Source organism: Mycobacterium sp. 852002-51152_SCH6134967 (assembly GCF_001667105.1).
Taxonomy (GTDB): Bacteria; Actinomycetota; Actinomycetes; order Mycobacteriales; family Mycobacteriaceae; genus Mycobacterium; species Mycobacterium neumannii_A.
On sequence record NZ_LZIK01000068.1, the window covers coordinates 193,404 to 220,172 of the forward strand.

At 67.4% G+C, this 26,769-nt stretch carries 26 protein-coding genes; 10 read left to right on the forward strand and 16 right to left on the reverse strand.

Translation table 11 applies throughout. From position 1 onward, the window contains the following. Window positions 1-14 precede the first annotated feature (14 nt). Together A5790_RS22020 and A5790_RS22025 are read right to left on the reverse strand one after the other, a co-directional pair. A complete protein-coding gene (locus A5790_RS22020) occupies window positions 15-899 on the reverse strand; it encodes a universal stress protein (protein ID WP_066849257.1) in 885 nt (294 codons plus the stop codon). A 57-nt stretch (window positions 900-956) separates the two neighbouring features. Continuing rightward, the gene (locus tag A5790_RS22025; RefSeq protein ID WP_066849259.1) at window positions 957-1,826 is read right to left on the reverse strand and encodes a MaoC family dehydratase; all 870 of its coding nucleotides are present in this window, start codon (window positions 1,824-1,826) and stop codon (window positions 957-959) included. 55 nt (window positions 1,827-1,881) lie between these two features. Between A5790_RS22025 and A5790_RS22030 the strand changes: the two genes are divergently transcribed. Together A5790_RS22030 and A5790_RS22035 are read left to right on the forward strand one after the other, a co-directional pair. Further along, window positions 1,882-3,876: an SDR family oxidoreductase gene (locus A5790_RS22030; protein WP_066849261.1), complete on the forward strand. Its 1,995-nt coding sequence runs from the start codon at window positions 1,882-1,884 to the stop codon at window positions 3,874-3,876. Between the two features lie 24 nt (window positions 3,877-3,900). Beyond that, the gene (locus A5790_RS22035) at window positions 3,901-4,941 is read left to right on the forward strand and encodes a nucleoside hydrolase (protein WP_156656485.1); all 1,041 of its coding nucleotides are present in this window, start codon (window positions 3,901-3,903) and stop codon (window positions 4,939-4,941) included. Here the strand turns inward: A5790_RS22035 and A5790_RS22040 are convergent. Genes A5790_RS22040 through A5790_RS22050 form a run of 3 tightly spaced genes read right to left on the reverse strand, consistent with a single transcriptional unit; the run spans window position 4,938 to window position 7,465 of the window. Next, on the reverse strand, window positions 4,938-5,165 hold the full coding sequence (locus A5790_RS22040; RefSeq protein WP_066849790.1) for a DUF6480 family protein: 228 nt from the start codon (window positions 5,163-5,165) through the stop codon (window positions 4,938-4,940). The two genes, A5790_RS22035 and A5790_RS22040, sit on opposite strands and share 4 nt — an antisense overlap. Before the next feature lie 29 nt (window positions 5,166-5,194). After that, complete coding sequence (locus A5790_RS22045) at window positions 5,195-6,760, reverse strand: DNA polymerase Y family protein (protein ID WP_066849792.1); 1,566 nt, start codon at window positions 6,758-6,760, stop codon at window positions 5,195-5,197. A gap of 27 nt (window positions 6,761-6,787) precedes the next feature. Beyond that, window positions 6,788-7,465, reverse strand: coding sequence for a hypothetical protein (locus A5790_RS22050; RefSeq protein WP_066849262.1), 678 nt, complete (start codon window positions 7,463-7,465; stop codon window positions 6,788-6,790). Between the two features lie 282 nt (window positions 7,466-7,747). Here A5790_RS22050 and A5790_RS22055 point away from each other — a divergent pair, with 282 nt between their 5' ends. The 4 genes from A5790_RS22055 to A5790_RS22070 are packed head-to-tail and all read left to right on the forward strand — an operon-like array spanning window position 7,748 to window position 11,870. Then, a complete protein-coding gene (locus A5790_RS22055; protein ID WP_156616792.1) occupies window positions 7,748-8,569 on the forward strand; it encodes an SDR family NAD(P)-dependent oxidoreductase in 822 nt (273 codons plus the stop codon). Window positions 8,570-8,577: 8 nt separating this feature from the next. After that, complete coding sequence (locus tag A5790_RS22060; RefSeq protein ID WP_066849263.1) at window positions 8,578-9,498, forward strand: reductase; 921 nt, start codon at window positions 8,578-8,580, stop codon at window positions 9,496-9,498. Between the two features lies 1 nt (window position 9,499). Continuing rightward, the gene (locus A5790_RS22065) at window positions 9,500-10,957 is read left to right on the forward strand and encodes an NAD(P)/FAD-dependent oxidoreductase (protein ID WP_066849265.1); all 1,458 of its coding nucleotides are present in this window, start codon (window positions 9,500-9,502) and stop codon (window positions 10,955-10,957) included. A gap of 1 nt (window position 10,958) precedes the next feature. Beyond that, complete coding sequence (locus A5790_RS22070; protein ID WP_066849266.1) at window positions 10,959-11,870, forward strand: MerR family transcriptional regulator; 912 nt, start codon at window positions 10,959-10,961, stop codon at window positions 11,868-11,870. A 3-nt stretch (window positions 11,871-11,873) separates the two neighbouring features. Here the strand turns inward: A5790_RS22070 and guaA are convergent, their stop codons facing one another. From guaA to A5790_RS22085, 3 genes are read right to left on the reverse strand one after another with little or no spacing between them, the layout of a single operon-like run. Beyond that, window positions 11,874-13,433 (reverse strand): glutamine-hydrolyzing GMP synthase, encoded by a 1,560-nt coding sequence (guaA, locus tag A5790_RS22075; protein WP_066849274.1) that lies wholly within the window; start codon window positions 13,431-13,433, stop codon window positions 11,874-11,876. A gap of 28 nt (window positions 13,434-13,461) precedes the next feature. Continuing rightward, window positions 13,462-13,863: a DUF2752 domain-containing protein gene (locus A5790_RS22080; protein ID WP_231987865.1), complete on the reverse strand. Its 402-nt coding sequence runs from the start codon at window positions 13,861-13,863 to the stop codon at window positions 13,462-13,464. Between the two features lie 5 nt (window positions 13,864-13,868). Further along, the gene (locus tag A5790_RS22085) at window positions 13,869-14,195 is read right to left on the reverse strand and encodes a CD225/dispanin family protein (protein ID WP_066849282.1); all 327 of its coding nucleotides are present in this window, start codon (window positions 14,193-14,195) and stop codon (window positions 13,869-13,871) included. Window positions 14,196-14,344: 149 nt separating this feature from the next. On the opposite strand from A5790_RS22085, the gene A5790_RS22090 reads away from it, so the two are divergent. Both A5790_RS22090 and A5790_RS22095 read left to right on the forward strand, forming a co-directional pair. Continuing rightward, on the forward strand, window positions 14,345-15,097 hold the full coding sequence (locus A5790_RS22090) for a beta-phosphoglucomutase family hydrolase (protein WP_231987866.1): 753 nt from the start codon (window positions 14,345-14,347) through the stop codon (window positions 15,095-15,097). 2 nt (window positions 15,098-15,099) lie between these two features. Next, window positions 15,100-17,451 carry a glycoside hydrolase family 65 protein gene (locus A5790_RS22095; protein ID WP_066849796.1) on the forward strand — a complete coding sequence of 784 codons (2,352 nt, stop codon included), beginning with the start codon at window positions 15,100-15,102 and terminating at the stop codon, window positions 17,449-17,451. Window positions 17,452-17,457: 6 nt separating this feature from the next. Here the strand turns inward: A5790_RS22095 and phoU are convergent, their stop codons facing one another. The 5 genes from phoU to guaB form a co-directional block, all read right to left on the reverse strand. Beyond that, window positions 17,458-18,117: a phosphate signaling complex protein PhoU gene (gene phoU / locus A5790_RS22100; protein ID WP_066849285.1), complete on the reverse strand. Its 660-nt coding sequence runs from the start codon at window positions 18,115-18,117 to the stop codon at window positions 17,458-17,460. A gap of 70 nt (window positions 18,118-18,187) precedes the next feature. Next, entirely contained in the window at window positions 18,188-19,924 is a 1,737-nt protein-coding gene (locus tag A5790_RS22105) for a GMC oxidoreductase (protein ID WP_066849287.1), read from the reverse strand. 42 nt (window positions 19,925-19,966) lie between these two features. After that, a complete protein-coding gene (locus A5790_RS22110) occupies window positions 19,967-20,173 on the reverse strand; it encodes a zinc-ribbon domain-containing protein (RefSeq protein WP_066849288.1) in 207 nt (68 codons plus the stop codon). Between the two features lie 24 nt (window positions 20,174-20,197). Beyond that, window positions 20,198-21,325, reverse strand: a complete 1,128-nt coding sequence (locus A5790_RS22115) for a GuaB3 family IMP dehydrogenase-related protein (RefSeq protein ID WP_197505940.1) — start codon at window positions 21,323-21,325, stop codon at window positions 20,198-20,200. A gap of 56 nt (window positions 21,326-21,381) precedes the next feature. After that, window positions 21,382-22,935, reverse strand: coding sequence for an IMP dehydrogenase (gene guaB, locus A5790_RS22120; RefSeq protein WP_066849290.1), 1,554 nt, complete (start codon window positions 22,933-22,935; stop codon window positions 21,382-21,384). A 177-nt stretch (window positions 22,936-23,112) separates the two neighbouring features. On the opposite strand from guaB, the gene A5790_RS22125 reads away from it, so the two are divergent. Beyond that, window positions 23,113-23,517 (forward strand): DUF5319 domain-containing protein, encoded by a 405-nt coding sequence (locus A5790_RS22125; protein ID WP_064345682.1) that lies wholly within the window; start codon window positions 23,113-23,115, stop codon window positions 23,515-23,517. On the opposite strand, the gene A5790_RS22130 is transcribed toward A5790_RS22125, so the two are convergent. From A5790_RS22130 to A5790_RS22140, 3 genes are all read right to left on the reverse strand, one after another. Beyond that, window positions 23,518-24,660, reverse strand: coding sequence for an anti-sigma-D factor RsdA (locus A5790_RS22130; RefSeq protein WP_066849293.1), 1,143 nt, complete (start codon window positions 24,658-24,660; stop codon window positions 23,518-23,520). Next, window positions 24,653-25,231 carry a sigma-70 family RNA polymerase sigma factor gene (locus A5790_RS22135; protein WP_066849295.1) on the reverse strand — a complete coding sequence of 193 codons (579 nt, stop codon included), beginning with the start codon at window positions 25,229-25,231 and terminating at the stop codon, window positions 24,653-24,655. The genes A5790_RS22130 and A5790_RS22135 overlap by 8 nt, the downstream gene beginning before the upstream one ends. Before the next feature lie 88 nt (window positions 25,232-25,319). Continuing rightward, on the reverse strand, window positions 25,320-26,102 hold the full coding sequence (locus A5790_RS22140) for a hypothetical protein (RefSeq protein ID WP_066849297.1): 783 nt from the start codon (window positions 26,100-26,102) through the stop codon (window positions 25,320-25,322). 369 nt (window positions 26,103-26,471) lie between these two features. On the opposite strand from A5790_RS22140, the gene A5790_RS22145 reads away from it, so the two are divergent. Beyond that, the gene (locus A5790_RS22145; protein WP_064419454.1) at window positions 26,472-26,762 is read left to right on the forward strand and encodes a WhiB family transcriptional regulator; all 291 of its coding nucleotides are present in this window, start codon (window positions 26,472-26,474) and stop codon (window positions 26,760-26,762) included. Window positions 26,763-26,769 lie beyond the last annotated feature (7 nt).

Below are 26,769 nucleotides of genomic sequence, written 5' to 3' on the forward strand. Positions count from 1 at the left end.
AGAGTCAGCCTTCGCTAGGGCAAGTCGTCGGGGCCGAGTTGTTCACGCGGCACCACCACCATGGGGACATCCAGCACCCGCAACATCTTGGCCGCCTTCGATCCGAGGAACAGTCGCCGTGGCGCGCTGAGCCGGCTCGACCCGACCATGATCAGGTCTCCGTCTTGCCAGTCCAGCTTGCCCACCGCCTCCTCGATCGTCCGACCTTCTACGATCATCGAGGTCACCGGAAAATCCTGCGGCAGCTCGGATTTCGCTATCTCAAGGACGTGGCGCGCATGAGTGAGAGCATGCTCCCGTACCGCGTCACCGTCGCCGCGCAGCGCCCCGAACGTGGGGTCCAGGGCCACCAGGGACACCAGGCGCAGCGGCGTGCCCGCCACCCGACTGTATTGAACAGCGATGTCCAACAACACATCTGCGCCTTCGCGCTCGCCAATCGCACATGTCACTTCGCGTGTGCGGTCGACGGGCGAATGCCTCGTACCCCGGGGTGCCACGGCCACCGGTAGCGGAGCCGAGTGCAACAGCGCGTTGACCGTCGATCCCAGGGAGTAGCTGGCGACGAGGCCACCCGATCCGCCGACGACGATCATGTCGGCCTCGACGCGCGCCGCTTCCTGGATCAGCGCATCAGCGGGCGAGTCGTCGACGCGGACGTGGCTGCGCACGACGATGTCGCCGGGCACCGATGAGCGGGCCTCCTCCAACCACTGTTCGGCCTGCGCGACGAGGTGCTTCTCGAAGTCGCCGACCGGCTTGATCGACGGCGTCACCCGGTCCGGCGGCAGCACCATGCACAGGTCGAGGTCGGCGCCGAGCGTTCGGGCGAACCGCAGGCCGAGCGCCAGCGCATCCGCGCCGCCGGGCGTGGCCAGATATCCAACGACGAGCCTCATGGTCGGTCATCCTTTCAATCTGAAGCGGCGCACGCCCGTGGATCGACCAAATGCGCGTCAGTCGCGATACTCGGCAGCACCGTCCTCGAGAACGAGCCGCGAGTTCGACCCGTCGGGTTCGGCCGCCTCCGTGCGGAACACCGCGCGACCAGCCTCGGTCCGCCAGATCGAGGTGGTCAGCGTCTCCCCCGGGAACACCGGCGACGTGAACCGGGCGTCGATCGCGCTGACCTTCGTCGCGTCGCCGCCACCGAGTTCAGCGACCAGCGCCCGACCCGCCACGCCGTAGCTGCACAGTCCGTGCAGGATCGGCTTCGGGAACCCGGCGAGTTCCCGCGCAAACCACGGATCGCTGTGCAGCGGGTTGCGATCACCCGACAACCGGTAGATCAACGCTTGATCTTCGCGCGTGGGCAAGGCAATTCGCGCGTCGGGCTCGCGGTCGGGTATCTCCGGAGCGGCGGGTCGCTGCCCCGGTTGCCCACCGAAGCCGCCCTCACCGCGGATGACGGCGGTGGTGAAGGTCTCGGCGACGACATTCGACGTGTCGGGGTCGGTACCCGTCGCCTTGAGCATGACGATCCCGTTCTTGCCCTCACCCTTGTCCTGGATGTCGGCGACCTCGGCTACGACGCTGAGCTTGCCCGCCGGTTTAAGCGGTTCGTGCAGCCGGATCCCCTGCGACCCGTGCAGCAGCATCGCGAAGTTGAACGAGCCGACCAGGCCGACCGCCGCGAACGGCAGGCAGGCGATCACCGCATAGGTCGGCAGCACCTGTTGCTCGATGCCGTGACTGTTCTCGGTGGTGAACGCCAGATCAGCGGTGCCCGCGCCGACGCCCAGCGCGTACAGCAGCGTGTCGCGGTCGGTCCATTCGAACAGATGCGGGTCGGTCTTGGCGCCGATGGCGTTGGGGTCGAGAGGCATACCTCGAACGATATCCGCATTGACGTCTTGCCCGCGGGGGTCCACGATTGCTCGCATGCGCTATGTCGTTACCGGCGGTACCGGGTTTATCGGCCGACGGGTCGTGACGCGGTTGTTGGCCCACAGCAGCGACGCCGAGGTGCTGGTGCTCGTCAGGCGCACTTCGCTGTCGCGGTTCGAGCGATTGGCCACGACCTGGGGTGAACGCGTGAAACCCCTGATCGGCGACCTCGGCGAACCGCACCTTGGACTCACGCCCGACGACCTCACCGACATCGGCGCCGTCGATCACGTCGTGCACTGCGGCGCGGTCTACGACATCACCGCCTCCGACGCCGATCAACGTGCGGCCAACGTCGACGGCACCCGCGCGGTGGTCGACCTGACCTTGCGGCTCGACGCGACGCTGCACCATGTGTCGTCGATCGCGGTCGCAGGCACGTTCCGCGGCGAGTTCACCGAGGACGACTTCGACGTCGGCCAGGACCTGCCCACGCCGTACCACCGCACCAAGTTCGAGGCCGAGCAGATTGTCCGCACGACCCCCGGTTTGCGGTACCGCGTGTACCGGCCTGCCGTCGTCGTGGGCGATTCGAACACCGGCGAGATGGACAAGGTCGACGGCCCCTACTACCTCTTCCCGGTGCTCGCGAAATTGGCCAAGCTACCGTCGATCGCGCCGATCGCCCTGCCCGACGCCGGCCGCACCAACCTCGTCCCGGTCGACTACGTCGCCGACGCGCTCGTCGCGCTGATGCACGTGCCCGACCGACACGACGAGACGTTCCATCTGACCGCACCGAAATCCGTTGGGTTGCACGGAATCTATCGCGGTGTGGCGAAGACGGCAGGGCTTCCGCCGCTGCGGGCGTCCCTGCCCCGCTCCACCGCGACACCGTTCCTGAGGGCCTCCGGCCGCGCCAAGGTGATCCGCAATATGGCGCTCACCCAGATCGGCCTGCCCGCCGAGATCCTCGACGTGGTCGGGCTGATGCCGACGTTCACTGCCGACCGAGCCTCGGAAGCGTTGCGCGGCACGGGAATCACGGTTCCCGACTTCGCCGACTACGCGCCTGCCCTGTGGCGCTACTGGGCCGAACATCTCGATCCCGACCGGGCGCGTCGCGACGATCCCCACGGCCCGCTGGTCGGCAGGCACGTGATCGTCACCGGCGCATCGAGCGGGATCGGCCGGGCTTCGTCCTTGGCGATCGCCGAACGTGGCGCGACAGTATTCGCGTTGGCGCGCAACGCCGATGCCCTCGACGACCTCGTGGCCGAAATCCGGGCCGACGGCGGTCAGGCGCATGCGTTCACCTGCGACGTCACCGACTCGACCTCGGTAGAGAGCACCGTCAAGGACATCCTGGGCCGGTTCGACCACGTCGATTACTTGGTGAACAACGCGGGCCGATCGATTCGCCGCTCGGTGATCGCCTCCACCGACCGCCTGCACGACTATGAGCGGGTGATGGCCGTCAACTACTTCGGCGCGGTGCGGATGGTCCTTGCGCTGCTCCCGCATTGGCGCGAGCGGCGATTCGGCCACGTCGTCAACGTGTCCAGCGCCGGTGTGCAGGCGCGCAATCCGAAATACAGTTCCTACCTCCCGACGAAGGCCGCGCTCGACGCGTTCGCCGATGTTGTCGCGACCGAGACGCTATCCGACCACATCACATTCACCACCATCCACATGCCGTTGGTGCGTACGCCGATGATCGTGCCGTCGCGCCGGCTCAATCCGGTTCCGGCGATCAGCGACGAGCACGCCGCGGCGATGGTGGTGCGCGCGCTGATCGACAAGCCGGCCAGGATCGACACCCCGCTGGGCACTCTTGCCGACTTCGGCAACTACTTCACGCCGAAACTCTCGCGGCGGATCCTTCACCAGCTCTACCTCGGGTATCCGGATTCGGCTGCGGCCCGCGGCGTGCCGACAGCCCCGTCGGCCTCGTTCACCACGCGTCGCCCAAAGCGACCCGTCCGCACCGTGCGAGTTCCGCGGCCGGTGAAGTCCGCGGTGCGCCTGGTACCGGGTGTGCACTGGTAACCGCCTGTCCCTATCGTTGGCCAGGTGAAACAGCCAGTCTTCGTCGACGTCGACACCGGCGTTGACGACGCGATGGCGTTGGCATACCTGTTCGCCAGTGACGACGCCCAGGTGGTCGGCATCGCATCGACAGCGGGAAATGTTCCGGTACAACAGGTTTGTCTCAACAACCTCGGTCTGTTGGACCTGTGCCGGATGCCGGACATCCCCGTGTCGAAAGGGTCCGAGCAGCCCGTCAGCTCGCCGCTGCGCACCGCCGAGGACACCCACGGTCCTGAGGGGATGGGGTACGCGCAGTTACCCGCCTCCGAGCGCCGGCTCACCGAGTACGACGCCGCCGAGGCGTGGGTGCGTGCCGCTCACGCCCATCCCGGCGATCTGATCGCGATCGCCGTCGGCCCGCTGACCAATCTCGCGCTGGCGCTTCGCGCCGAACCCGCCCTTCCCACGCTGCTGCGCCGGCTGGTCATTATGGGCGGCGCGTTCGACTACCGCGGTAACACGACCCCGGTCGCCGAATGGAACATCAGCGTGGACCCGGAAGCAGCCGCCGAGGTGTTCACCGGATGGACGGCGGCGTGGGGAGCCGAGAAACCCTCGCACCTCCCAATCGTGTTGGGGCTGAACCTGACCGAACACATTGCGCTGACACCCGCCCTGTTGAACCGGCTCGCAGACGAGGCCGGAGCGGAGTCGGTGGCGATGAGTGTGTCCGACGACCGCGGCACCCGGTCGGCGTCGGCCAACCCGCTGATCGCGGTGTTGGAGGACGCGATGCGGTTCTACTTCGAGTTTCATTTCGACCAGGGCGAGGGTTATCTGGCTCATCTGCACGACCCGCTGGCCGCGGCGGTGGCGCTGGACCCCGACCTCGTCACCTACCGGCCGACCACCGTCGACGTCGAGTTGACGGGCACACTGACCCGCGGCATGACCATCGCCGACTGGAGCAACCGGTGGGGCCGGGAACCCAACGCGCTCATCGGTGTTGACGTCGACCCGGGAGCGTTCTTCGACCGGTTCATCGCGCGCGTCGGCGCGCTCGCGCGAGCGCTGAACGGTTAGAGGATCACCGAGACCACGACCGCCAGGAACAACAGCAGAAAGATCGCGAGCGCGATGACGCTGACGACGGCTGTCGGTGTCCACCGGTGCCGCGGCCGGGACTCGACGGCGCCCACACCGGAGACCTGGTCGGAGTCGGGCGGCGTCGACCCCGGCGGCACTCCACCACCGGGTTCGAGGTCCGGCGTGTTGGACGGTTCTGGGTCGGGCGGTATGGCGGTCATCGACGCACGGGTACCCCATCGCGCGGTCGTCATTCATAAATCCCTTCGACGTACCACCGTCGCTGCCGGTAGCACAGCAGCAAGGCCTGCCCCGGTCGGGCTTCGCGCGAGCACCCGTCGTCGAGCAACACCTGTGCGCGGGCGGTGCGGCCGGGCTTGCGGCCTTCCGGATCCCACCATCGTTCGTCGACCGGCCATGGTCCTGCCCACCAGGTCAATCTGCCCGCCTTGACGGCCTTGCCCGGCGCGTCCAACCGCGCGGGATCGGTGGAGAACAGGCCACGAGCCGTCACTCGCACCGGACGACCGTCGGCGTCGAACAACTCGACCGGATCGTCGAGCAGCACGGTCGGCGACGGTTCGGGCAGCTGGCCCGGCCAAGGCTGACACGGATCGGCCCGCGGCACCTGCTCATCCCCCAGCGGGGTGAACGTGATGCGCTCGGCAGGGCCTCGACCGCCGCTGAGCACCGGGACCTGCACCGCCTCCGGCCCCAGCAGACCCTGCACGCGCACCAGCGCACGACGGGCGCGCAGTCGATCCTCTTCACCCACTCCGCCCCACAGCGGCAGCTGCAGCGCCTCGGCCGACACCACCTCCACTGGGCGCAACCGGATCACCGTGATGGGCGCGGTGGGCCGGTCTTTGGGATTGCGCCTGTTCAGCCAGCCGTCAAGCTGCCAGCGCACCCGGTCGGCGGTGGCATCCTCGGTCAGCGGTTCGGCACAACGCCAAACTCGTTCCAGCTCTTCACCATTGGCAGTGCGGGCACGGATGGCCAGCCGGGTGCATCCCACACCGGACGCGGCCAGGGTGCGGTGCAGGTCGGCGGCCAGCGACCGTCCGGCGAAAGCGGCGGCGTCCACCCGGTCGATCGGCGGATCACAGTCCATGACGGCGTCGAGGTCGGGATCGGGATCCCGGCCTGACGGACCACGGGTGGGCTCGCCGCAGGCGAACTGGTGCGCGGCCACCGCGTCGGCCCCGAACCGCGAGGCCACATCGCTGCGGGACAGCGCGGCGAACTGTCCGATGTTGCGAATCCCCATGCGCCACAGCAGGTCCGCCAGGTCTTCCCGGCCGGGGGCGGCCAGGCTGGGCTCGGTGGCCAACTGGCGGATCGACAGCGCCGACAGGAACAGCGCATCCTGTCCGGGCTCGACGATCCGCCCCGCCCGCGCAGCGAAGACCGCAGTGGGCAACTGGTCGGCGACCCCCACCTGACATTCGACGCCGGCGGCGGCCACCGCGTCGACCAACCGCTCAGCGGCGGCCTGTTCGGACCCGAAGTAACGGGCCGCGCCCCGGACCGGCAGCACCAGCAGGCCCGGCCGCAACACCTCGGCGCGCGGCACCAAGTCGTCCACCGCGATCGTGACGTTTTCGAAGTGGCGGGCATCGCGCGCCGGATCGGCGGTGACCACATGCAGTTCCGGGCACCGGGCTTGGGCTTCCCGGCGACGCAGCCCGCGTCGCACTCCCGCCGATCGGGCCGATGCCGAACAGGCGATGACCCGGTTGGCCAGCGTCACCGCGATCGGGGCGGTCGGCGGCAGGTCGGCTGCGGCCGCCGCGGCGACCGCCGGCCAGTCCATGCACCAGATGGCCAGAACGCGCGACACTCATCCGCCTACCGCGCGCGCGGAACCGAACAAGCGTCCCCTAGCCCGCGTGACCAGTCGCACCCGGCCGATGCGGCCGAACCCCGGGCGACCGTGACCCGTGATCTCATAACCGCACACCGCGGCTTCCAACCGGACCGATGCGCCTTGCCAGTCGCCCCCGGTGACCAGCAACGTGCACCCCTTCTGGCGGGCCCGGGCCATCACCGCCCGCGCCCGGGTGGCGGTTACCGATCGCCCACCCAGGCCGAGCACGACCAGATCCATCCCGTCCATCAGCACAGCGGCGACCTCGACCGGGTCGGCGCCCGGTTCGGGGATGACCGCGATGCGGCTCAGATCGGCGCCCATCTCCACGGCCGCCAGCAGCCCGACGTCGGGCTGGCCGACGATCGCGGCGTGCCCGCCACCCGCCGTCACCGCCGCCACCACGCTCAGCGACAGCGACCGGGCGCCCGCCACCACCGCCACCGTCCCGCGCGGCAACTGCGCCAGTTCGGCAAGGGTTTCGGGTACCGGCAGCAAACTTTCTGAGGCCGGAAGCGGCTCGACTGCAGCGACCACGCCGCGACGGCCATCGCCCACCTTGCTGGACACCGCCGCAATCTTGCGACGCAGGTGTTCCACCTGTTCAGCGCGGGTAAGCTGACGCTGGTTCAGGCTTACGGCCGCTGTCACAACAGCACCTCCCGCATCGTCTGACTCACCAGTTGTTCGAATGTATGTTCGATATCTCGAGTAAACACCCAGCCACCGACAAGCGTCAAGCGGCTTCGGGCGTCCAAGGTCGGTTCACGAGCGCACGGCTGTTTACGCAAACTTCGAGTGGGACCGCGAACAACCGTGCGCTCGGCGGCCCGCGGATTCTCCGACATCACCAATTGATGACATTGACAAATGTCACCAATCGGTGTTGCACTGAGACAGTGCTCAACGAAGAGCCGGCCGGCGGGTGACGAGATGATCTTCGGACCCAAGCGCAGCCGCTACGCAGCAGCCGTCATCACCGGCGCGGGCAGCGGTATCGGCGCCGCCTTCGCCGTCGAACTCGCCAAGCGCGGTGGCCGGGTGGTGTGCAGCGACATCGACGAGGCGTCGGCCCGCTCCACCGCCGAGAAGATCGAAAACCGTGGCGGGCAAGCCACCTCGATGCGTTGCGACGTCAGCCGGATCGATGACGTCGTCGCATTGGCCGAGGCCGCACGATGCTGGTTCGGCGGTCCGCCGACGGTGGTCATCAACAACGCGGGGGTCGGTGCGGGTGGGCTGCCGATCGGCGAGACCACCCTGGACGACTGGTGCTGGGTGCTCGACATCAACCTGTGGGGCCCGATCCACGGCTGCCACGTATTCGCCCCGATCCTGCGCGAAGCACGCTACGGCGGAATCATCAACGTCGCCTCGGCCGCAGCCTTTGGTGCGGCGCCGGGGATGGCGGCCTACAACGTCAGCAAGGCCGGGGTGCTGTCGCTTTCGGAGACCCTGGCCGCCGAGTTGAGCGGCACGGGCGTGCATGTCACCGCGCTGTGCCCGACGTTCGTCAAGACCAATATCGTCGAATTCGGGCGCATCTCGGCCAAGTCCACCCAAATGGCCGACCGGCTAATGCGCTGGACCGGCTTCTCCGCGGACCGGGTGGCCCGCGCCTGCCTGGACACCCTCGACCGCGGCGGGCTGTATTGCATGCCGCAGCCGGACGCCCGAATCGGCTGGGGCATCAAACGATTCACCCCGACGGCGTATACGCGAGCCGTCGGCTTGACCAACCGCATCACCCTCTAGGAGGCGTAATGGCAATCGACATGGACGCGATGCTGGTCAAGATCAAGGACCGGCAGTGGGCGTTGGCCGACATCGACTGGGACGCACCGGGTGCCGAGCTGATCACCGACGAGCAGCGCCCGCAACTGAAGGCGTTCATGGCCGACCTGTGCTGGATCGAGAACATCGGGGCGCGCGGGTTCGCGGCGCTGGCCAAGAAGGCGCCGACCCCGACGATCGCGGAGATCTACCGCTACTTTCACGCCGAGGAGCAACGACACGCCAATGCCGAACTGGCACTGATGAAGCGCTGGGGCATGCTCGAAGACGGTGAGGTTCCCGAACCCAACGTCAACATCCGCCTGGCCATCGACTGGCTTGACCGCTGGGCCGACGACATGCCGCTGTCGCTGCTCGGCACGGTCATCCCGATGCTCGAGGTCGCCCTTGACGGCGCACTGCTGAAGTTCCTGCTCGATGAGGTGCATGATCCGGTCTGCCACAAGGTCTTCGAGAAGATCAACAACGACGAGTCCCGCCATCTCGTGGTCGACTTCGAGGTGCTCGACATGATCGGACACGCCCAGATACGCCGGCTGCTGATCGACTTCGTCGGCCATAACGCCACTCCGGGCCTGATCATCGGCGCGGTGATGGGTGCACCGCTGATCAACCGGATCCGCAACGAGATCGTCGCGATGGGTATGGAGCCGGAGCGGTTGTACCGGGCGGTGAAGAGGTTCAAGGAACTCGGCGATCGCGGTGAGCACACCAACCGGGTGCCGACGTACCGCTTCCTAAGACGCTACGCCGGCGTCGTCACCAACCCGCGGCATCCCTACCATCTACTTGCCAATTCGATGGTGTGGCTTTCCGACCGGTATCCGCGACCGTTGCTGCCGTCGGTGCCCAGTTGGGTCAGAGAGGTCACCCACGAGCCGGCGGCCTGACATGAGCAGCCACGACGTGGTGATCGTCGGCGCCGGGTTCACCGGCATCGGCGCGGCGATCAGGCTCTCCGAGGCCGGCGTCGAAGACTTCGTCGTCCTCGAGCGCAGCGACCGGGTCGGCGGCACCTGGCGCGACAACACCTACCCTGGTGCGGCATGCGACATTCCGTCGCTGCTGTACTCGTTCTCGTTCGCCAGGAACCCCAGGTGGTCACGGTCGTACTCGCCGGGCGACGAGATCCGCGCCCACATCGAGGACATGGTCGACGATTTCGGGCTTCATCGCCGCATCCGGTTCGGAGTCGAAGTGAATGGGCTGCACTTCGACGAGGCCGAAGGTGTGTGGACGGTCGACGCGAAGGGACGCGGGCCTTTTCGGGCGCGCACCGTGGTCCTGGCATCCGGGCCGCTGGCCGACCACAAGTGGCCCGACATCCGCGGCCTGGACAGCTACGCCGGGCACAAGATCCACAGCGCGCGGTGGGATCACGACTACGACTTTGCCGGCAAGCGGGTCGCCGTCGTCGGCACGGGTGCGAGTGCGGTGCAGATCGTGCCCGAACTGGTCAAGCGCGCCGACTTCGTGAAGGTCTTCCAGCGCACACCGGGCTGGGTGCTGCCGCGACTGGACATCGCCACACCCGCCGCGGCGCAGGCTCTGTTCGCGAAAGTTCCTGCGCTGCACGAGATCGCACGCCAGGCGTTGTTCTGGGGTCACGAGCTGACCGCGACCGCGCTGGTGTGGGACACCCCGCTCACCGGGCTGGTCGCCAGGCTGGGCAAGGCACATCTTCGGCTGCAGGTCAAAGACCGGTGGCTGCGCCGTCAGCTCACCCCGGATTTCACCCCGGGCTGCAAGCGGATGTTGATGTCCAGCGACTACTTCCCGGCGCTGCAGCGCGACAACTGCAAGCTGATCGACTGGCCGATCGCTACCATGAGCCCGGTCGGCATCCGCACCAGCGACGGCATCGAACATCACCTCGACTGTGTGGTTTTCGCCACCGGCTACGACGTTCACCTGACCGGACCGCCGTTCGAAGTGACCGGGGTCGGTGGCCGCTCGCTGAACGACGATTGGGCAGGTGGGGCTCAGGCCTACAAGGGCGTCAACGCACACGGGTACCCGAACCTGTTCTTCATGACGGGCCCGAACTCCGGACCGGGACACAACTCGCTCCTGGTCTACGTCGAGGGCCAACTCGACTACACGGTGCGAGCGATCACCACCGTTCTCCGCGAGGGCGTGCGCTATCTGGATGTGCGCGAGGACGTTCAGCAGCGCTACAACGAACGCATCCAGAAGCGGCTGACCAAGACCACCTGGATGTCGGGCTGCAACAGTTGGTACCTGACGGCCGACGGGTTCAACGCGTCGATGTACCCGGGATTTGCGACCCAGTATCTTCGACAGATGCGGGACTTCCGATTGGACGACTACCTCGCGGTCGCGGCCTGATGTGACATCACGACAGCCGCGACCACAAGCGGGACCGATCTCGGCCATTCTCAACGGCCTTCGGCGCGCACCCCAACGCGTGCGCCGTGGTTCCCGCGACGTCGTCGAGACGGCCGTCTCGCAACTGTTCGCCGCCGCCGTGCAGCCCCACGGCGTCGGCGAGTCCGGTGAATACCGCATCGAGGAGCTTGCCCGGCTGGCGGGCACCACCACTCGCAACATCCGGGTGTACCGCGACCGTGGCCTTCTGCATCCACCGCTGCGGGTGGGCCGCATCGCGCTGTTCAACGACACCCATCTGACCCGGTTGCGGCTCATCACGTCACTGCTGGACCGCGGCTACAACATCTCCCATGTGCGCGAGATGCTGGCGGCCTGGGAACAGGGCAAGGGTGTCGGCGAAATCCTCGGACTGGAGTCCGCGATCGCGGGCAGTTGGGCGACCGAGAAGCCCGAACGCATGAGCGTCGTCGATGCCAGGCGACTGGTGGACGACGACTCCGGTTTCGACCGGATGGTCGGACTCGGGGTGATCAGGCTGGAAGACGGGGAGGCCGTCATCGTGCGGCCCAGGCTCATCGAGGCCTTCAACGACATACGGCAATACGGCGTAGCCACCGACAAACTGATCGACCTGCACGAACGTATCGCTCCGCTGCTCGACGAGATCAGCGCAATCCTGGTGCAGGCGGGCGTGGAGGAGGTGCTGCACCGCATCAATCCGGGCGCCGCGCTGCCACCCGATACCGAGATCGCCGAACTCGTCACCACGCTCGTGCGCTTCCGCACGCAGGCGGTATCCGCGGTATCGGCGACCTTGGCGTTCTCGATCGAGTCGACGATCGAGTCGCTGGTCGGTCAGATCCTGGGCGACGTCATCGACAAGGACGCCCGAACCACGGACGAGTCCTGAGAATTACTCCCACTCGATGGTGCCGGGCGGTTTGCTCGTCACGTCGAGCACGACCCGGTTCACTTCGGCCACCTCGTTGGTGATGCGGGTCGATATGCGTTCGAGCACCTCATACGGCACGCGTGTCCAGTCGGCCGTCATGGCGTCCTCGCTGGACACCGGGCGCAACACGATCGGATGCCCGTAGGTCCGGCCATCACCTTGCACACCCACGGAGCGGATATCGGCGAGCAGGACGACGGGGCACTGCCAGATCTGGTTGTCGAGCCCGGCGGAGGTCAGTTCCTCGCGCGCGATCGCATCGGCGCGACGCAGCGTCTCCAGCCGTGCGGCAGTGACCTCGCCGACGATCCGGATACCCAGCCCCGGCCCCGGAAAGGGCTGCCGCGCAACGATTTCCTCGGGCAGGCCGAGCTCGCGACCCACCGCCCGGACCTCGTCTTTGAACAGCAACCGCAGCGGTTCGACGAGCTTGAACTTCAGGTCGTCGGGCAGGCCTCCGACGTTGTGGTGGCTCTTGATGTTGGCGGTACCCGACCCTCCGCCGGACTCGACGACGTCGGGATACAGCGTGCCCTGCACCAGGAATTCGACGTCCGGACCGCCGCCCTCGACAAGCCCCCGCACCGCCCTTTCGAACGCCCGGATGAACTCCCGTCCGATGATCTTGCGCTTGCCTTCGGGATTCGTCACACCGGACAACGCCTCGAGAAACCGGTCGGCGACGTCGACGGTGACCAGGTTGGCGTGCGTGGCGGCGACGAAGTCGCGCTGCACCTGGGCCCGCTCCCCCGCCCGCAGCAACCCGTGGTCGACGAACACACAGGTCAACCGGTCCCCGATGGCGCGTTGCACGAGCGCCGCGGCCACCGCGGAGTCCACGCCACCTGACAGCCCGCAGATCGCCCGTCCCTCACCGATCTGCTCGCGGACCTGCTCGACGAGCGCGTCGGCGATGTTGGCAGGCGTCCATGTCGAGTCGATCCCGGCGAACTCGTGCAGGAAACGACTCAGCACCTGCTGGCCATGCGGCGTGTGCATCACCTCCGGGTGGTACTGCACACCCGCCAGCCGGCGGCCGCGATGCTCGAACGCCGCGACCGGCGCACCGCTGCTGGCGGCCACCACCTCGAAGCCGGCGGGTGCCTCGGTGACCGCGTCGCCGTGGCTCATCCATACCGGCTGGGTAGGCGGTAGGTCCGAATGAAGCTCTCCCCCAGTGACTTTCAGCTCTGTGCGGCCGTATTCACGGGTTCCCGTCCGCGCGACGGTACCGCCGAGCACCTGCGCCATCGCCTGAAACCCGTAGCAGATTCCGAACACCGGAACGTCGAGGTCGAACAGCTCCGCGTTCAGTTGCGGGGCGCCGTCCTCGTAGACACTCGCCGGCCCCCCGGACAGCACGATGGCCTGGGGGTCGCGCGCCTTGATCTCCTCGACACTGGCGGTGTGCGGGATCACCTCGGAATACACCCGCGCCTCGCGGACCCGTCGGGCGATCAGCTGCGCGTACTGCGCTCCGAAATCGACAACCAGTACGGGTCGGGGAGATCCTGACGTCACCCGGTCAGTCTAGTTGGCCGCGAGGACGTCAGACGTGCAGCGCGGTGAACGGCTCAAACGGCAAGTTGCGCATGACGAACCACGCCGCGGTCAGGACCACCGCCACCGGAGCCGACCACCGCAGGTGCTGCCAACTGCGCACCCGCCTGCCCGCCAGAGACCCGTAGACCCAGGTCCCGTATGCCCACAGCAGGAACACCAACACGAGCACGCCGAGTGCGTTGAACCGGACCGCCGCGGCGACGTCGAGGTGCAGCAGTGAGTAGATCATCCGCAGGCTCCCGCACCCGGGGCAGTCGATGCCGAGCAGCGCCTTGGTCGGGCAGACGGGCAGTATCCCACCGGGAACGGTCGGATCCGCCAACCAGATGGCCGCGCACCCGCCCGCCGCGGCGGTGGCGACCGCCAGCGGCGCGGCGAGCGAGCGCACGCGCGTCACATGTATGCCAGCCCGCCGCCCGCCAGGCCGATGATGAGGTAGATGACGATGACGATCGCGCCGGCGATCGCGCCCCAGATCGCCCACTTCTTGGCATCGTCGGACGCCTTCTGCGCCTGCGCGTACTGACCCTGGCTCCACAAGCCGGACACCTTGGCGGCGTTGATGATCGACACGATGCCAAACGGCAAGCAGCACAACACCGTAACCAGGATTCCCCACACGAGGTTGCTGTCGGGCTGCTGCGCTGGGTAACCACCCCCGGGAGGCGGACCATAACCCTGCGGCGGTGGTGGCGGCGGAGGCTGAGGCGGATAGGTCATGGGGGTCCCTTTTCTCGAGTAGCACCCTGTCGGGCGGACAAGCTCGCTCAATATAAGGCAATTGTTTGCTGAGTGCGTCAATTTCAAAGCTGCAGTAAGTTCATCGACGCGCAGGTATGTCTGCGCGCGATGACGGGAATGGGTGGTTTGTGCCTGAAACCGAAAGACTAGGTCTGCCCGCTGGGATCCGCGCCGCATTGTTCGACCTCGACGGCGTGTTGACAGACACCGCGAGCGTGCACAAGAAAGCATGGAAGGCGATGTTCGACGACTTCCTCCGCCGACGAGCGGAGCTCACCGGCGAGGCGTTCACACCGTTCGACGTGCAAAGTGACTACCTCACCTATGTCGACGGCAAGAAGCGCGAAGACGGGGTGCGGTCGTTTCTGTCCAGCCGGGGCATCGAGTTGCCCGAAGGCGATCCCGACGATCGGCCACCGCAAGAGACGGTTCACGGGCTGGGTAATGCGAAGAACGACTTGTTCCAACAGATCCTGCGCACCGACGGCGTCGAGGTGTTCGAGGGCTCACGCCGCTATCTGGAGGCGGCCTCGGCAGCGGGCCTGGGCATCGCGGTGGTGTCGTCCAGCGCCAACACCCGCGAGGTGCTCGACATGACTGGGCTGGCCGAATTCGTCCAACACCGCGTGGACGGTGTCGTGCTGCGCGAAGAGAACATCGCAGGAAAACCCGCGCCCGATTCGTTCCTGCGCGCAGCCGAGCTTCTCGGCGTGACACCCGAACAGGGTGCTGTGTACGAAGACGCGATCTCCGGGGTGGCGGCAGGACGGGCCGGAGGATTCGGCCTGGTTATCGGCGTCGATCGGGTAGGCCACGCAGAAGCGTTGCGGCACAACGGGGCCGACATCGTGGTCACCGACCTGGCGGAGCTGCTCACGTGAGCCTGCACGACGACGTCTACCCCGTCGAACCGTGGCAGATCCGCGAGCAATCGCTCGACCTCGACATGCTCGCACAGTCGGAGTCGTTGTTCGCGCTGTCCAACGGCCACATCGGCATGCGTGGAAATCTCGACGAAGGCGAACCACACGCTTTGCCCGGCACCTATCTCAATTCGTTCTACGAGGTTCGCCCCCTTCCGTACGCCGAGGCAGGATACGGCTGGCCTGAGGACGGGCAGACGGTCGTCAACGTCACCAACGGCAAGTTGATGCGCCTGTTGGTCGACGACGAACCGTTCGACGTGCGTTACGGCGAACTGCTCGACCACGAACGAGTTCTCGATTTTCGGACGGGCACGCTCAGACGCACCGCCTGCTGGTGTTCACCGGCAGGTAAGCGGATCAGAATCACTTCCACGCGGATCGTTTCACTGACCCAACGCAGCGTCGCGGCCATCGAGTACATCGTCGAGGCGCAGGACGAATTCGTCCGTGTCACGGCGCAATCGGAACTGGTGGCCAACGAGGAGTTGCCGCCGTCGACGAAGGACCCGCGGGTATCGGCCGTCCTGGAAAGACCGTTGGAGCCGGTGCAGCACGAGCACTCCGAACACGGCGCGATCCTGCTGCACCGCACCCGTGGAAGCAATCTGATGATGGCCGCGGCCATGGACCACGACATCGAGGTTCCCGGTCGTGTCGAGGTGGACACCGGCGCCGGCAAGGACTGGGCCAACACGACGGTCATCTGCGGGCTGCGCCCCGGCCAGCGTCTCCGCATCGTCAAGTACCTCGCCTACGGCTGGTCCAGCCTGCGGTCGCGCCCGGCACTGCGCGACCAGGCGGCGGCGGCGCTCAGCAGCGCGCGCTACACCGGCTGGCAGGGGTTGCTTGATGCCCAGTGGGCCTACCTCGACGATTTCTGGGACGGTGCGGACGTCGAGGTGGAGGGCGACCCCGACTGCCAGCAAGCGGTACGGTTCGCCCTCTTCCACGTCCTGCAGGCCAGCGCGCGCGCCGAGCGCCGCGCGATCCCCGGCAAGGGTCTCACCGGAACGGGTTATGACGGCCACGCCTTCTGGGACACCGAGGGTTTCGTCCTGCCGCTGCTGACCTACACCCAGCCCTCGGCGGCTGCCGACGCATTGCGTTGGCGCGCTTCGATTCTCCCGCTGGCCAAGGAGCGGGCGACGCTGCTGGACCTCGACGGCGCCGCATACCCGTGGCGCACCATCCGCGGCGAGGAGTGCTCGGCTTACTGGCCGGCGGGCACCGCGGCCTTCCACGTCAACGCCGACATCGCAATGGCGTTCGAGCGCTACCGCATTGTCACAGGGGACCATTCGCTCGAAGAGGAATGTGGTCTGACGGTGCTCATCGAGACCGCGCGGCTGTGGGCGTCACTCGGTCACCACGACCGTCACGGGGTGTGGCACGTCGACGGGGTGACCGGACCCGACGAGTACACGGCCATCGTGCGCGACAACGTGTTCACCAACCTGATGGCGGCGGCCAACCTTCGGGCGGCCGCAGAGGCGTGTGCGCGCAATGTCGACGCCGCCCAGACAGCTGGGGTCACCACCGAAGAGATGGCGGTGTGGCGCCACGCCGCCGACACGGTCCACATCCCGTTCGACGAGGAGCTGGGCGTGCATCAGCAGTGTGACGGTTTCACGACGTTGCGCGAGTGGGACTTTCACGCCAACACGATCTATCCACTGCTGATGAACGAGCCGTATGTTCGGCTCTACCCGGCGCAGGTGATCAAACAAGCGGACCTGGTGTTGGCGATGCACTGGCAGGGCCATGCGTTCACCGCCGAACAAAAGGCCCGCAACGTCGACTATTACGAACGACGCACCACACGGGATTCGTCGCTGTCGGCGTGTACACAGGCGGTGATGTGCGCCGACGTCGGTCATCTCGAACTCGCCCATGACTACGCCTACGAGGCGGCGATGATCGATCTGCGCGATCTCCACCACAACACCCGCGATGGCCTGCACATGGCGTCGCTCGGCGGTGCATGGGCCGCGATGGTGGCGGGATTCGGCGGGCTCCGTGACGATGAAGGGGTACTCGAGCTCAACCCCCGACTGCCCGACGGGATCTCTCGCCTTCGATTTCGGTTGAGGTGGAGGAACTTTCGCCTCACTGTCGATGCCGATCACGACGAGGTCGCCTATACGCTGCGTGACGGCCCGGAGGGCGAACTGCTGATCCGCCACGGCGGCGAAGACCTGCACCTGGATTCCCGGGAGCCCACAACCGTTCCGGTTCGCCATTGCCGGCCGCTACTGCCGACGCCTCAACAACCGCCGGGGCGCGAGCCGGTGCGTCGGCGCCCGACCTAGGTCTTGCTACCCGATCTGCTTGTGACCGGGCAGACCGCCGGTCGCCTCGAACACCACGCGCTTGCCGATCTCGACGGCGTGGTCGGCGAACCGCTCGTAGTAGCGCCCCAGCAGCGCCACATCGACGGCCGAGCACACCCCGTCCTGCCACTTGTGGTCGATCAACAGCGTGAACAGGTGCCGGTGCTCGGCGTCGACGGCGTCGTCCTCATCGCGCAGCCGTGCTGCCTTGTCGGGATCGCGCGACAGCAGCACCTCCTGTGCCGTCTTCGCCAGTTGCACCGCGCGCGAACCCATCTCGGCGAAGCTCGCGCGCACGTCGGCAGGCAGCGCGCAATCCGGGTGCCGCAGCCGCGAGATGCCGGCCACGTGGGCCGCCAGCGCGCCCATCCGGTCGATGTCCGCGGCGATGTGGATGGAGCCGACGACCCTGCGCAGGTCACTGGCGACCGGTTGTTGCAGCGCGAGGATCCGCAGCGCCGCCTCCTCGGCCCGTCGGTTGAGCTCGATGATGTGCTCGTGGTCGGCGATGACCTGCTCGGCGAGCGAGAGATCCGCGTCCAGCAGGGCTTCCGTCGCCCGCTCGAGCGCACTGACCGCCAACCCGCACATCTCGCCGAGCTGGGCGCTCAGTGCGGTCAGTTGCTCGTGATAAGCGGTCCGCATCGGCGACTCCCCTCACTCGCAAGATGTGCCGTCGCGATAGCGGGAGTTAGTTACCCGAATCGGCCGATTCTCAACCAGCCGAGGTGACGGGTGGGATCGGCAACCAGCGCAGCGCAGCGGGTGCGTGGGCCGGGACGACCGGGGTCTGCGGAGCGACGGGCGCCAAGCGGCGGTACGGCTGCCCCTGTTCCGGCCGCAGGTCGGACTCACCCTTGTTCGGCCACAGCGAGGCCGCGCGCTCAGCCTGGGCGGTGATCGAAAGTGACGGATTGACACCGAGATTCGCCGAGATCGACGCACCATCGTGCACCGAGAGCGTCGGATAGCCGTACACCCGGTGATACGGATCGATGACGCCGTGCTGCGCGTCGTCGCCGATGGCGGCGCCGCCGAGGAAGTGCGCGGTGAGGGGGATGTTGAACAACTCGCCCCAGGTGCCGCCCGCGACGCCGTCGATCTTTTCGGCGATCCGGCGGGTGACCCGATTCCCGACGGGAATCCACGTCGGGTTGGGCGCCCCGTGGCCCTGTTTGCTCAGGTAGCGCCTGATACCGAGCCTGTTGCGCTTGGTGAACGTGGTGATCGAATTGTCGAGGTGCTGCATGACCAGTGCGATCAATGTGCGTTCGCTCCACCGCCGGACGTTGAGCAACCGCACTGTGCCGCGAGGATCCTTGCGCGCGTTGAGGAACAGCTGTTTCCACCGCGGCGTGTCGGTGCCTTCGGGGCCGTCGCCGTCGGTCATCAGCGTCTGCAGCAGGCCCATGGCGTTGGAGCCCTTGCCGTAGCGCACCGGCTCGATGTGGGTGTCGGAGGTGGGGTGGAACGACGAGGTGATCGCCACGCCGTGCGTCAGGTTGAGGTCGTCGGTCACCTCGAATCGTCCGGCGCCGACGATGGATTCGGAGTTGGTGCGGGTCAGCACACCGAGCTTGTCGGACAGGTTCGGCAACTTGCCCGTGTCGCGCATCTTGAACAGCAACCGCTGCGTGCCCCAGGTGCCGGCCGCCAGCACCACGTGTGACGCGGTGAAAGTGCGCTTCTGCTTGCGAACCCAGCGACCGGTCCGGACGGTGTGCACATTCCAGAGCCCGTCCGGGCGCTGCTCGAAGCCGGTGACGGTCGTCATCGGGTGGATCGTCGTGCCGAACTTCTCGGCCAGGTACAGATAGTTCTTGACCAGCGTGTTCTTGGCGTTATGGCGGCAGCCGGTCATACATTCGCCTACCTCGATGCACCCCTTGCGCGCCGGTCCGGCGCCGCCGAAGTACGGGTCGGGCACGGTCTCGCCGGGCGCTTTGGTGCCGTCCGGGCCGAAGAAGACGCCCACGGGCGTCGGCACGAACGAGTCGCCCACACCCATCTCCTCGGCGACCTGCTTGACCACGCGGTCGGCGTCGGTGAACGTGGGGTTGGTGACGACGCCGAGCATGCGCTGGGCCTGGTCGTAGTGCGGCATGAGCTCCGCGCGCCAGTCGGTGATGTCCTTCCACTGCGGGTCGTTGAAGAACGGGTCCGGCGGTACGTAGAGCGTGTTGGCGTAGTTCAGCGAGCCGCCTCCGACACCCGCGCCTGCCAGGATCATCACGTTGCGCAGCAGGTGAATCCGCTGGATGCCGTACATGCCCAACTGCGGCGCCCACAGGAACTTGCGCAGGTTCCACGAGGTCCTGGCGAAGTCCTCGTCTTCGAAGCGCCTGCCGGCCTCGAGCACACCGACGCGGTAGCCCTTCTCGGTGAGCCGCAGCGCCGTGACGCTGCCGCCGAACCCCGAACCGATCACCAGGACGTCGTAGTCAGGTTCCATACACCCAGTATGACGTTACCGCAGGGTAACTTTCCACGTCGGTCAGACCGCGACCGCGGTGCCGCAGATGCCGCACACCTCGAATTGGCGACGGTTCCAACGCGCCACCGGAATGAAGAACAGCGAGAACTGCTTGAACTCGCGAATCCGCGACCACTGGGTGGTGTTGTGGCAGCGCGGGCAGGTCCGAACCTCCCCGGCACCGAGATGCTTCTGTTTGGTGCCGTAGCTGAAGAGGAAGAAGAACACCTCGTCCAGGGTAGGCGCGAAGACTCAGCTCCCGACGGTCAGGCCGACCTTCTGGAATTCCTTGAGGTCGCAGTAACCGGCCTTGGCCATCGAGCGCCGCAGCCCGCCGACCAGGTTCAACGAGCCGAACGGATCGTCGGAGGGACCAGTAAGGACCTGTTGCAACGATGGGCGCTCGCCCATCGCGACTTGCAGGAACGCACCCCGTGGCAGCGACGGATGCGCGGCGGCGGCCGGCCAGTACCAGCCTGCGCCCAGCGCTTCGGCCGAGGTCGCCAGCGGAGTTCCGAGCACCACCGCGTCCGCACCGCACGCGATGGCTTTCGCTAGATCGCCGGAGGTGTGCATGTCGCCGTCGGCCAGGACGTGGACGTAGCGTCCGCCGGTCTCGTCGAGGTACTCGCGGCGCGCGGCGGCGGCGTCGGCGATGGCGGTGGCCATCGGGACGCTGATCCCGAGCACCTCGTCACTGGTGGTCACGCCGCTGGTCGAGCCATAGCCGACGATGACGCCGGCCGCGCCGGTGCGCATCAGATGCAGCGCGGTGCGGTGGTCGAGGACGCCGCCCGCGACGACGGGCACGTCGAGTTCGGAGATGAAGGTCTTGAGGTTCAGCGGTTCCCCGTTGGAGGCCACCCGCTCGGCGGAGATGATCGTGCCCTGGATGACCAACAGGTCGATTCCCGCGGCGAGCAGTGTCGGCGTGAGTGCGCGGGCGTTCTGCGGGCTGACGCGCACCGCGGTCGTCACGCCGGCCTCGCGGATGCGCGCTACGGATGCGCCGAGCAGATCCGGGTCCAGCGGGGCCGCGTGGAACTGCTGCAGCAGTCTGATCGCGGCCGAGGGCTCCGGTTCCTTCTCCGCCGCCTCGATCACCTGCGCGATCTTGGCTTCGACGTCGGCGTGCCTGCCGATCAGACCTTCGCCGTTGAGCACACCGAGCCCGCCGAGCCGACCGATCTCGATCGCGAACTCCGGCGACACCAGCGCATCGGTGGGGTGGGCCACCACCGGGATCTCGAATCGGTAGGCGTCCAGTTGCCAGGCCGTCGACACGTCCTGCGACGACCGGGTGCGCCGCGACGGCACGATGTTGACGTCGTCGAGTTCGTAGGTGCGGCGGGCGGTTCTGCCCATGCCGAGCTCAACCATGTCTCGCATGGCCAGTTTCTCCTGTCAGTACGTTCTGTTCCTCGCGCAAGCGCTCGTCAGCGGGTGTAGTAGTTCGGCGCCTCGACCGTCATGGTGATGTCGTGCGGGTGGCTTTCCTTGAGCCCCGCCGCGGTGATCCGCACGAACTGGGCCTGCTGCAACTGTTCGATCGTCGCCGACCCGGTGTACCCCATCGCCGCGCGCAGCCCGCCGGTGAGCTGGTGGATCACCGTCCCCAGCGGACCGCGGAACGGCACCCGGCCTTCGATGCCCTCGGGCACGAGTTTGTCCTCGCTGAGCACGTCGTCCTGGAAGTAGCGGTCCTTTGAGTAGGACCCGCGCAGCGCCCCAGCCGCGCCGCGGCCCTGCATGGCGCCGAGCGAGCCCATGCCGCGGTAGCTCTTGAACTGCTTGCCGTTGACGAAGATCAGCTCGCCGGGCGACTCGGCGGTGCCGGCGAGCAGCGAGCCCAGCATCGCGGTCGACGCGCCCGCGGCCAGGGCCTTGGCGATGTCGCCGGAGTACTGCAGTCCGCCGTCGGCAATGACCGGCACACCATACGGACGACAGGCCGCTACAGCTTCCAAGATCGCGGTGATCTGCGGTGCTCCCACGCCGGCGACCACGCGGGTGGTGCAGATCGAGCCCGGCCCGACCCCGACCTTCACGGCGTCGGCGCCGGCCTGCACCAGCGCAGCCGCTGCCGCACGCGTCGCCACGTTGCCGCCGATCACCTCGACCCGGTCGCCCACGGCGGCCTTGACCCGGCTGACCATGTCCAGCACGCCGCGGTTGTGCGCGTGGGCGGTGTCGACCACCAGCACATCGACGCCCGCATCCACCAGCGTCATCGCCCGCGTCCAGGCGTCGTCACCGACACCGACAGCCGCCCCGACGAGCAGCCTGCCGTCCTTGTCCTTGGTCGACAATGGGAACTGTTCGGTCTTGACGAAGTCCTTGACGGTGATCAGCCCGGTCAGCTTGCCGTGCCCGTCGACGATCGGAAGCTTCTCGATCTTGTTGCGCCGCAACAGCCCTAGCGCCGCCTCGGCGGAGACGCCCTCCCGGGCGGTGATGAGTGGGGCCTTGGTCATCACCTCGGAGACCGGCCTGGACTGGTCCACCTCGAAGCGCATGTCGCGGTTGGTGATGATGCCGACCAGCTCGCCGGTGTCGTCGACGACGGGCAACCCGGAGATCCGGAATCGCGCGCACATCGCGTCGACCTCGGCCAGCGTGTTGTCCGGCGAGCAGGTGACCGGGTCGGTGACCATCCCCGCCTCGGACCGTTTGACCGTCTCGACCTGGCCGGCCTGCTCGGCCACCGGAAGGTTGCGGTGCAACACGCCCATCCCGCCGGCGCGGGCCATCGCGATCGCCATGCGCGATTCCGTGACGGTGTCCATCGCGGAACTCACCAGCGGCACTTTGAGCCGGATCTTTCTCGTCAACTGGCTCGAGGTGTCGGCGGTCGCGGGCACCACGTCGGAGGCGGCGGGCAGCAAAAGCACGTCGTCGAAGGTCAGGCCGAGCATGGCGACTTTCGTCGGGTCATCCCCGCCGGTGGGCACCGGCACCGCGAGGGGGATGCTGCTTTCGGCGATCGACATGGTGGGGGCCTCCAGATACAAACGCAGCCGAACACTGTCGTCGAGCTAAGAAACCATCCTATCGGCTGGCGGCCGGCTTCCCGGTCTCACGTGCCATGACGCACATAACTCTTGGTTCGTCGACGACGTCGGCGTGACGGCTAGCGTTATCCCCGCCCCGCTGCGTAGTGTGGACTCGTGCGTGACCACCTGCCACCGGGTTTGCCACCGGACCCGTTCGCCGACGACCCGTGCGACCCTTCGGCCGCCCTCGACGCGCTCGAGCCGGGCCAGCCGCTGGACCCGCAGGAGCGGACGGCAGTCGAGGCCGATCTCGCCGATCTGGCGGTGTACGAGGCGCTTCTGGCGCACAGAGGCATCCGCGGACTGGTGGTGTGCTGCGACGAATGCCAGCAGGACCACTATCACGACTGGGACATGCTGCGCGCCAACCTGCTGCAACTGCTCGTCGACGGCACGGTGCGCCCGCACGAGCCCGCCTATGATCCCGAACCCGACGCCTATGTGACGTGGGATTACTGCCGCGGCTACGCCGATGCCTCGCTCAACGAGGCGACGTCGGAGTCCGACGGCTATCGCTGACTAGCTCGGTTCCTCGACCGCATCCGGGACGGTCACCGTCGTAGCGGCCGTTCTCGGCGCGGGCGCCTGCACGGTCGGTTGCTGTGACGTCGGCGCGGCCGTCGGTACCTCATCCTCCTGCTGCTCGACCACCCGAGGGCTCGGAGTCGGCAGCGGTGTATCCGCCGTCGGCGTCGGCCGTGGCGTGGCCGACGGGGTCGGCTGCGCCGTCGGTGTCGGCAGCGCCGTCGGCGAGTTCGGAGCCGACGTCGGCGGCGGAGTGGCACTCACCGTCGGCGGCGGAGTGCCGGGCACCGACGTGGGCGACGGTGCGCCGCCCGGCGCAGCCGTCGTCGACGGTGACGGGGATGGCGCCCGCGAGGTCGACGGTGTCGTCGGCGCGGACGTCGAGGGAGAGGTCGGGCTGGTCGGCGCGGACGTCTCGGAGGTGCTGGTCGGCTCGGAGGTGCCCGGCGGCACAGTCGTCTCCGACGAGGTCGCGCCGTCGCTCGGAATCACCACGACCTCGGGGAAGGTCGGCGGCGGCGCATTCGGCGGCAGGGTCGCCGCCGGGTCCTGGGCCTCGACCTTGACCGTCAGCTCCTGCCACTGCGTGACCAACTCTTCTTTGCGCACAGTGTCGTTCACCGTCGCCACGGTCGTGGTCAACGTCTCGAGCTTGTCCTGGGCGGCTTGCCACTGACCGTCATCGATCAGCTGCTGCACCTCGGCCATCTGCGTCTGCGCGGCCAGGACGACGGCGTCGTCGCGGGTGTCCTGTTGCTCGCCGAACAGCATGGTGCGCAGGCCGTACAGCGAGTCCCCCGGACCGGAACCTGCGACCACCGCGCCGAAGCCGCCGATGCACAACACCGCCGCTGCGGCCGACCCGACGACCGCCAGCGACGTCCGCGTACGCCGTCGCGATGCCGCGGCCCGGTCGAGCGCCAGCACCGCGTCGCGCGGTGTGACCGTCGCGGTCAGAGGTGCGTTGCGGACCTCGTCGCGCCAGCCCTCCAGCAGCTGAGCCAGTTCCGCCTCACTGGGATCGGTCGAGTACACCGGCTGCGCAGTGGCCAGCGCATCGAGGAACCGATCGGTGCGGTTGATCTCGTTGAGCGAGGGATCTCCCCCGTTGGAAGTCCAGCGTCCGAAGTCAGGCATAGTCACGCCCCGTCGCGACGATCTCGGACTTCAGTCGCGCCAGCGCACGGTGCTGGGCGACGCGGACGGCGCCCGGCGTGCTGCCGACCGCCTCAGCGGTCTCCTCGGCGCTCATCCCGACGACGATGCGCAGGATCAGGATCTCGCGCTGCTTCTCGGGAAGCACCGCTAGAAGCTTCTTCATGCGTGCCGACGCCTCGGCATCGAGCGCGATCTGCTCGGGTCCGGCGTCCAGCGAGTATCGCTCCGGCACGACATCGGTCGGGTCGGATCGATTCCTGGCTGCTGCGCGATGCGCGTCAGCAACCTTGTGGGCGGCAATGCCGTACACGAAGGCCAGGAACGGCCGTCCCTGATCCTTGTAACGCGGCAGCGCCGTGATGGCGGCCAAGCAAACCTCCTGCGCAACGTCGTCGGCTGAGAGGCCACTGCGCTCTGTCGCCCCTACCCTCGCCCGGCAGTACCGAACGACGATCGGACGAATGGTCTCCAGTACCTCCCGGAGCGCGTCTCGGTTCCCTGCCACGGCCTCAGCAACGACAGCATCGAGACGTTCTCCCGAAAATGTCATCGTGGGCGATCTCTCCAACGTTACGAACAGGACCGGATCCGGTAGGCCGGTCAGCTAAACAATAACTTTCACTTCCGTGTGGACCCGGTTACCGCACCGACCACACGCCGCCCCGCCGACGCACTGTATCGGCACAACGATCGCGGATCGCCACCATGTCGAGTGCCGGATGCGCGCCGCTGCCGATGTCGGCCAGCAAGCAGGCCAACGCCCACTGCAGCGGAACCATTCCGAAGCGCTGCGTTTCGGCGAGCGCCGCGTCGGCCACCGACCGGGCGGCGGCCAGGTCACCCGCGCTGCACCAGGCGGCGGCGAGCACGACCGAGGACTTCACCTCGTGGCGTACCGAGCCGAAGGCTGCGGCGTCGTCGACGGCGCGTTCGGCGTGACCCACGGCCGCCTGGCCGCTGCCTTGCGCCATGGCCAATTCGGCCGACACCCAGCCCAGCCGAACCCGCAGCCTCGGCGGCGCCGTATCAGACATCAGGTCGGCGGCACGGGCCAGCGCGCGCGCCGACGCCTCGAACCGGCCGACTCCCAGCGCGTCGGCGGCCAGACCGATCAAGGCATCGGCAGCCGCTTCGGTATCCGATCCGGCAAGCGCCAACGCCCGACCGTCCCATCGCCGCGCCCGGGCGTGCCAGCCGAGCTGACGTAGGAACGACGCCTCGGTGCTGTGGGCCAATGATCGTTCGGGTGCAGCGGCCCGGAAGAGCTTGGCCAGATCGACACGCGCGCTGGCATAGCGGCCCTGTCCGCCCGCCGCGACGGCGCGCAACCACAACTCGCGCGCGGTGGCGCCGGCAGGCAACGGCCAGCGGCCGGGATCGTCTCCGAATGCGGCTGCGGCCAGAACGGTCTCTGCGGACATCGAGTCGCGACCGTATCAATTGCGACGCCGCCTTGGTTAACAGTTGGTGGTCACAATGTTACTTGCATGTAAGCGGGCGGAATTTGCTCGCTTACCGCGAATTATCGCGAGCTGGAAAAATGCGTTCCTCGGTCCACCGCTGTGGGTCCGGTTAGCACCGTTCTCGTTGTCTGTGGGTCGCAATGATGAACGTGAGGTAAATTCTTGGCCTGCGGTTATGTCAATAAGCACATGGTCAGGCTATTGACGAGATTTCGTGGGCGCCCATACTTTGTCTCCACGAGTGGTCATCGGCGACTTGAGCTCGAATCGGTTTTGAACTCACTCATCCGTTCGTTTTTGAAATGGATGTGCAGAGAGGGGTTTCCAATGCCACAACCGCAGCAACTGCCCGGACCCAATGCTGACATTTGGGACTGGCAGATGGCCGGGCTCTGTCGAGGCGAAGATTCCTCCATGTTCTTTCATCCCGACGGGGAGCGCGGCCGCGCCCGCGCGCAACGCGAGATGCGCGCCAAGGAGATGTGCCGTAAGTGCCCGGTGATCGCTCAGTGCCGCGCACACGCCCTCGCCGTCGGTGAGCCCTACGGCATCTGGGGCGGGCTGTCCGAGTCGGAGCGCGAACTGTTGCTGAAGCGCGGTATCCGACGCGCCTCCTGACGGGCGG

Excerpts from the sequence above, each read along its gene's own strand:
- A5790_RS22020 (WP_066849257.1), bottom strand. The coding sequence starts at position 899 with ATGAGGCTCGTCGTTGGATATCTGGCCACGCCCGGCGGCGCGGATGCG.
- A5790_RS22025 (WP_066849259.1), bottom strand. The coding sequence starts at position 1,826 with ATGCCTCTCGACCCCAACGCCATCGGCGCCAAGACCGACCCGCATCTG.
- A5790_RS22030 (WP_066849261.1), top strand. The coding sequence starts at position 1,882 with ATGCGCTATGTCGTTACCGGCGGTACCGGGTTTATCGGCCGACGGGTC.
- A5790_RS22040 (WP_066849790.1), bottom strand. The coding sequence starts at position 5,165 with ATGACCGCCATACCGCCCGACCCAGAACCGTCCAACACGCCGGACCTC.
- A5790_RS22045 (WP_066849792.1), bottom strand. The coding sequence starts at position 6,760 with ATGGACTGGCCGGCGGTCGCCGCGGCGGCCGCAGCCGACCTGCCGCCG.
- A5790_RS22055 (WP_156616792.1), top strand. The coding sequence starts at position 7,748 with ATGATCTTCGGACCCAAGCGCAGCCGCTACGCAGCAGCCGTCATCACC.
- A5790_RS22060 (WP_066849263.1), top strand. The coding sequence starts at position 8,578 with ATGGCAATCGACATGGACGCGATGCTGGTCAAGATCAAGGACCGGCAG.
- A5790_RS22065 (WP_066849265.1), top strand. The coding sequence starts at position 9,500 with ATGAGCAGCCACGACGTGGTGATCGTCGGCGCCGGGTTCACCGGCATC.
- A5790_RS22085 (WP_066849282.1), bottom strand. The coding sequence starts at position 14,195 with ATGACCTATCCGCCTCAGCCTCCGCCGCCACCACCGCCGCAGGGTTAT.
- phoU (WP_066849285.1), bottom strand. The coding sequence starts at position 18,117 with ATGCGGACCGCTTATCACGAGCAACTGACCGCACTGAGCGCCCAGCTC.
- A5790_RS22105 (WP_066849287.1), bottom strand. The coding sequence starts at position 19,924 with ATGGAACCTGACTACGACGTCCTGGTGATCGGTTCGGGGTTCGGCGGC.
- A5790_RS22115 (WP_197505940.1), bottom strand. The coding sequence starts at position 21,325 with ATGGTTGAGCTCGGCATGGGCAGAACCGCCCGCCGCACCTACGAACTC.
- guaB (WP_066849290.1), bottom strand. The coding sequence starts at position 22,935 with ATGTCGATCGCCGAAAGCAGCATCCCCCTCGCGGTGCCGGTGCCCACC.
- A5790_RS22130 (WP_066849293.1), bottom strand. The coding sequence starts at position 24,660 with ATGCCTGACTTCGGACGCTGGACTTCCAACGGGGGAGATCCCTCGCTC.
- A5790_RS22135 (WP_066849295.1), bottom strand. The coding sequence starts at position 25,231 with ATGACATTTTCGGGAGAACGTCTCGATGCTGTCGTTGCTGAGGCCGTG.
- A5790_RS22140 (WP_066849297.1), bottom strand. The coding sequence starts at position 26,102 with ATGTCCGCAGAGACCGTTCTGGCCGCAGCCGCATTCGGAGACGATCCC.
- A5790_RS22145 (WP_064419454.1), top strand. The coding sequence starts at position 26,472 with ATGCCACAACCGCAGCAACTGCCCGGACCCAATGCTGACATTTGGGAC.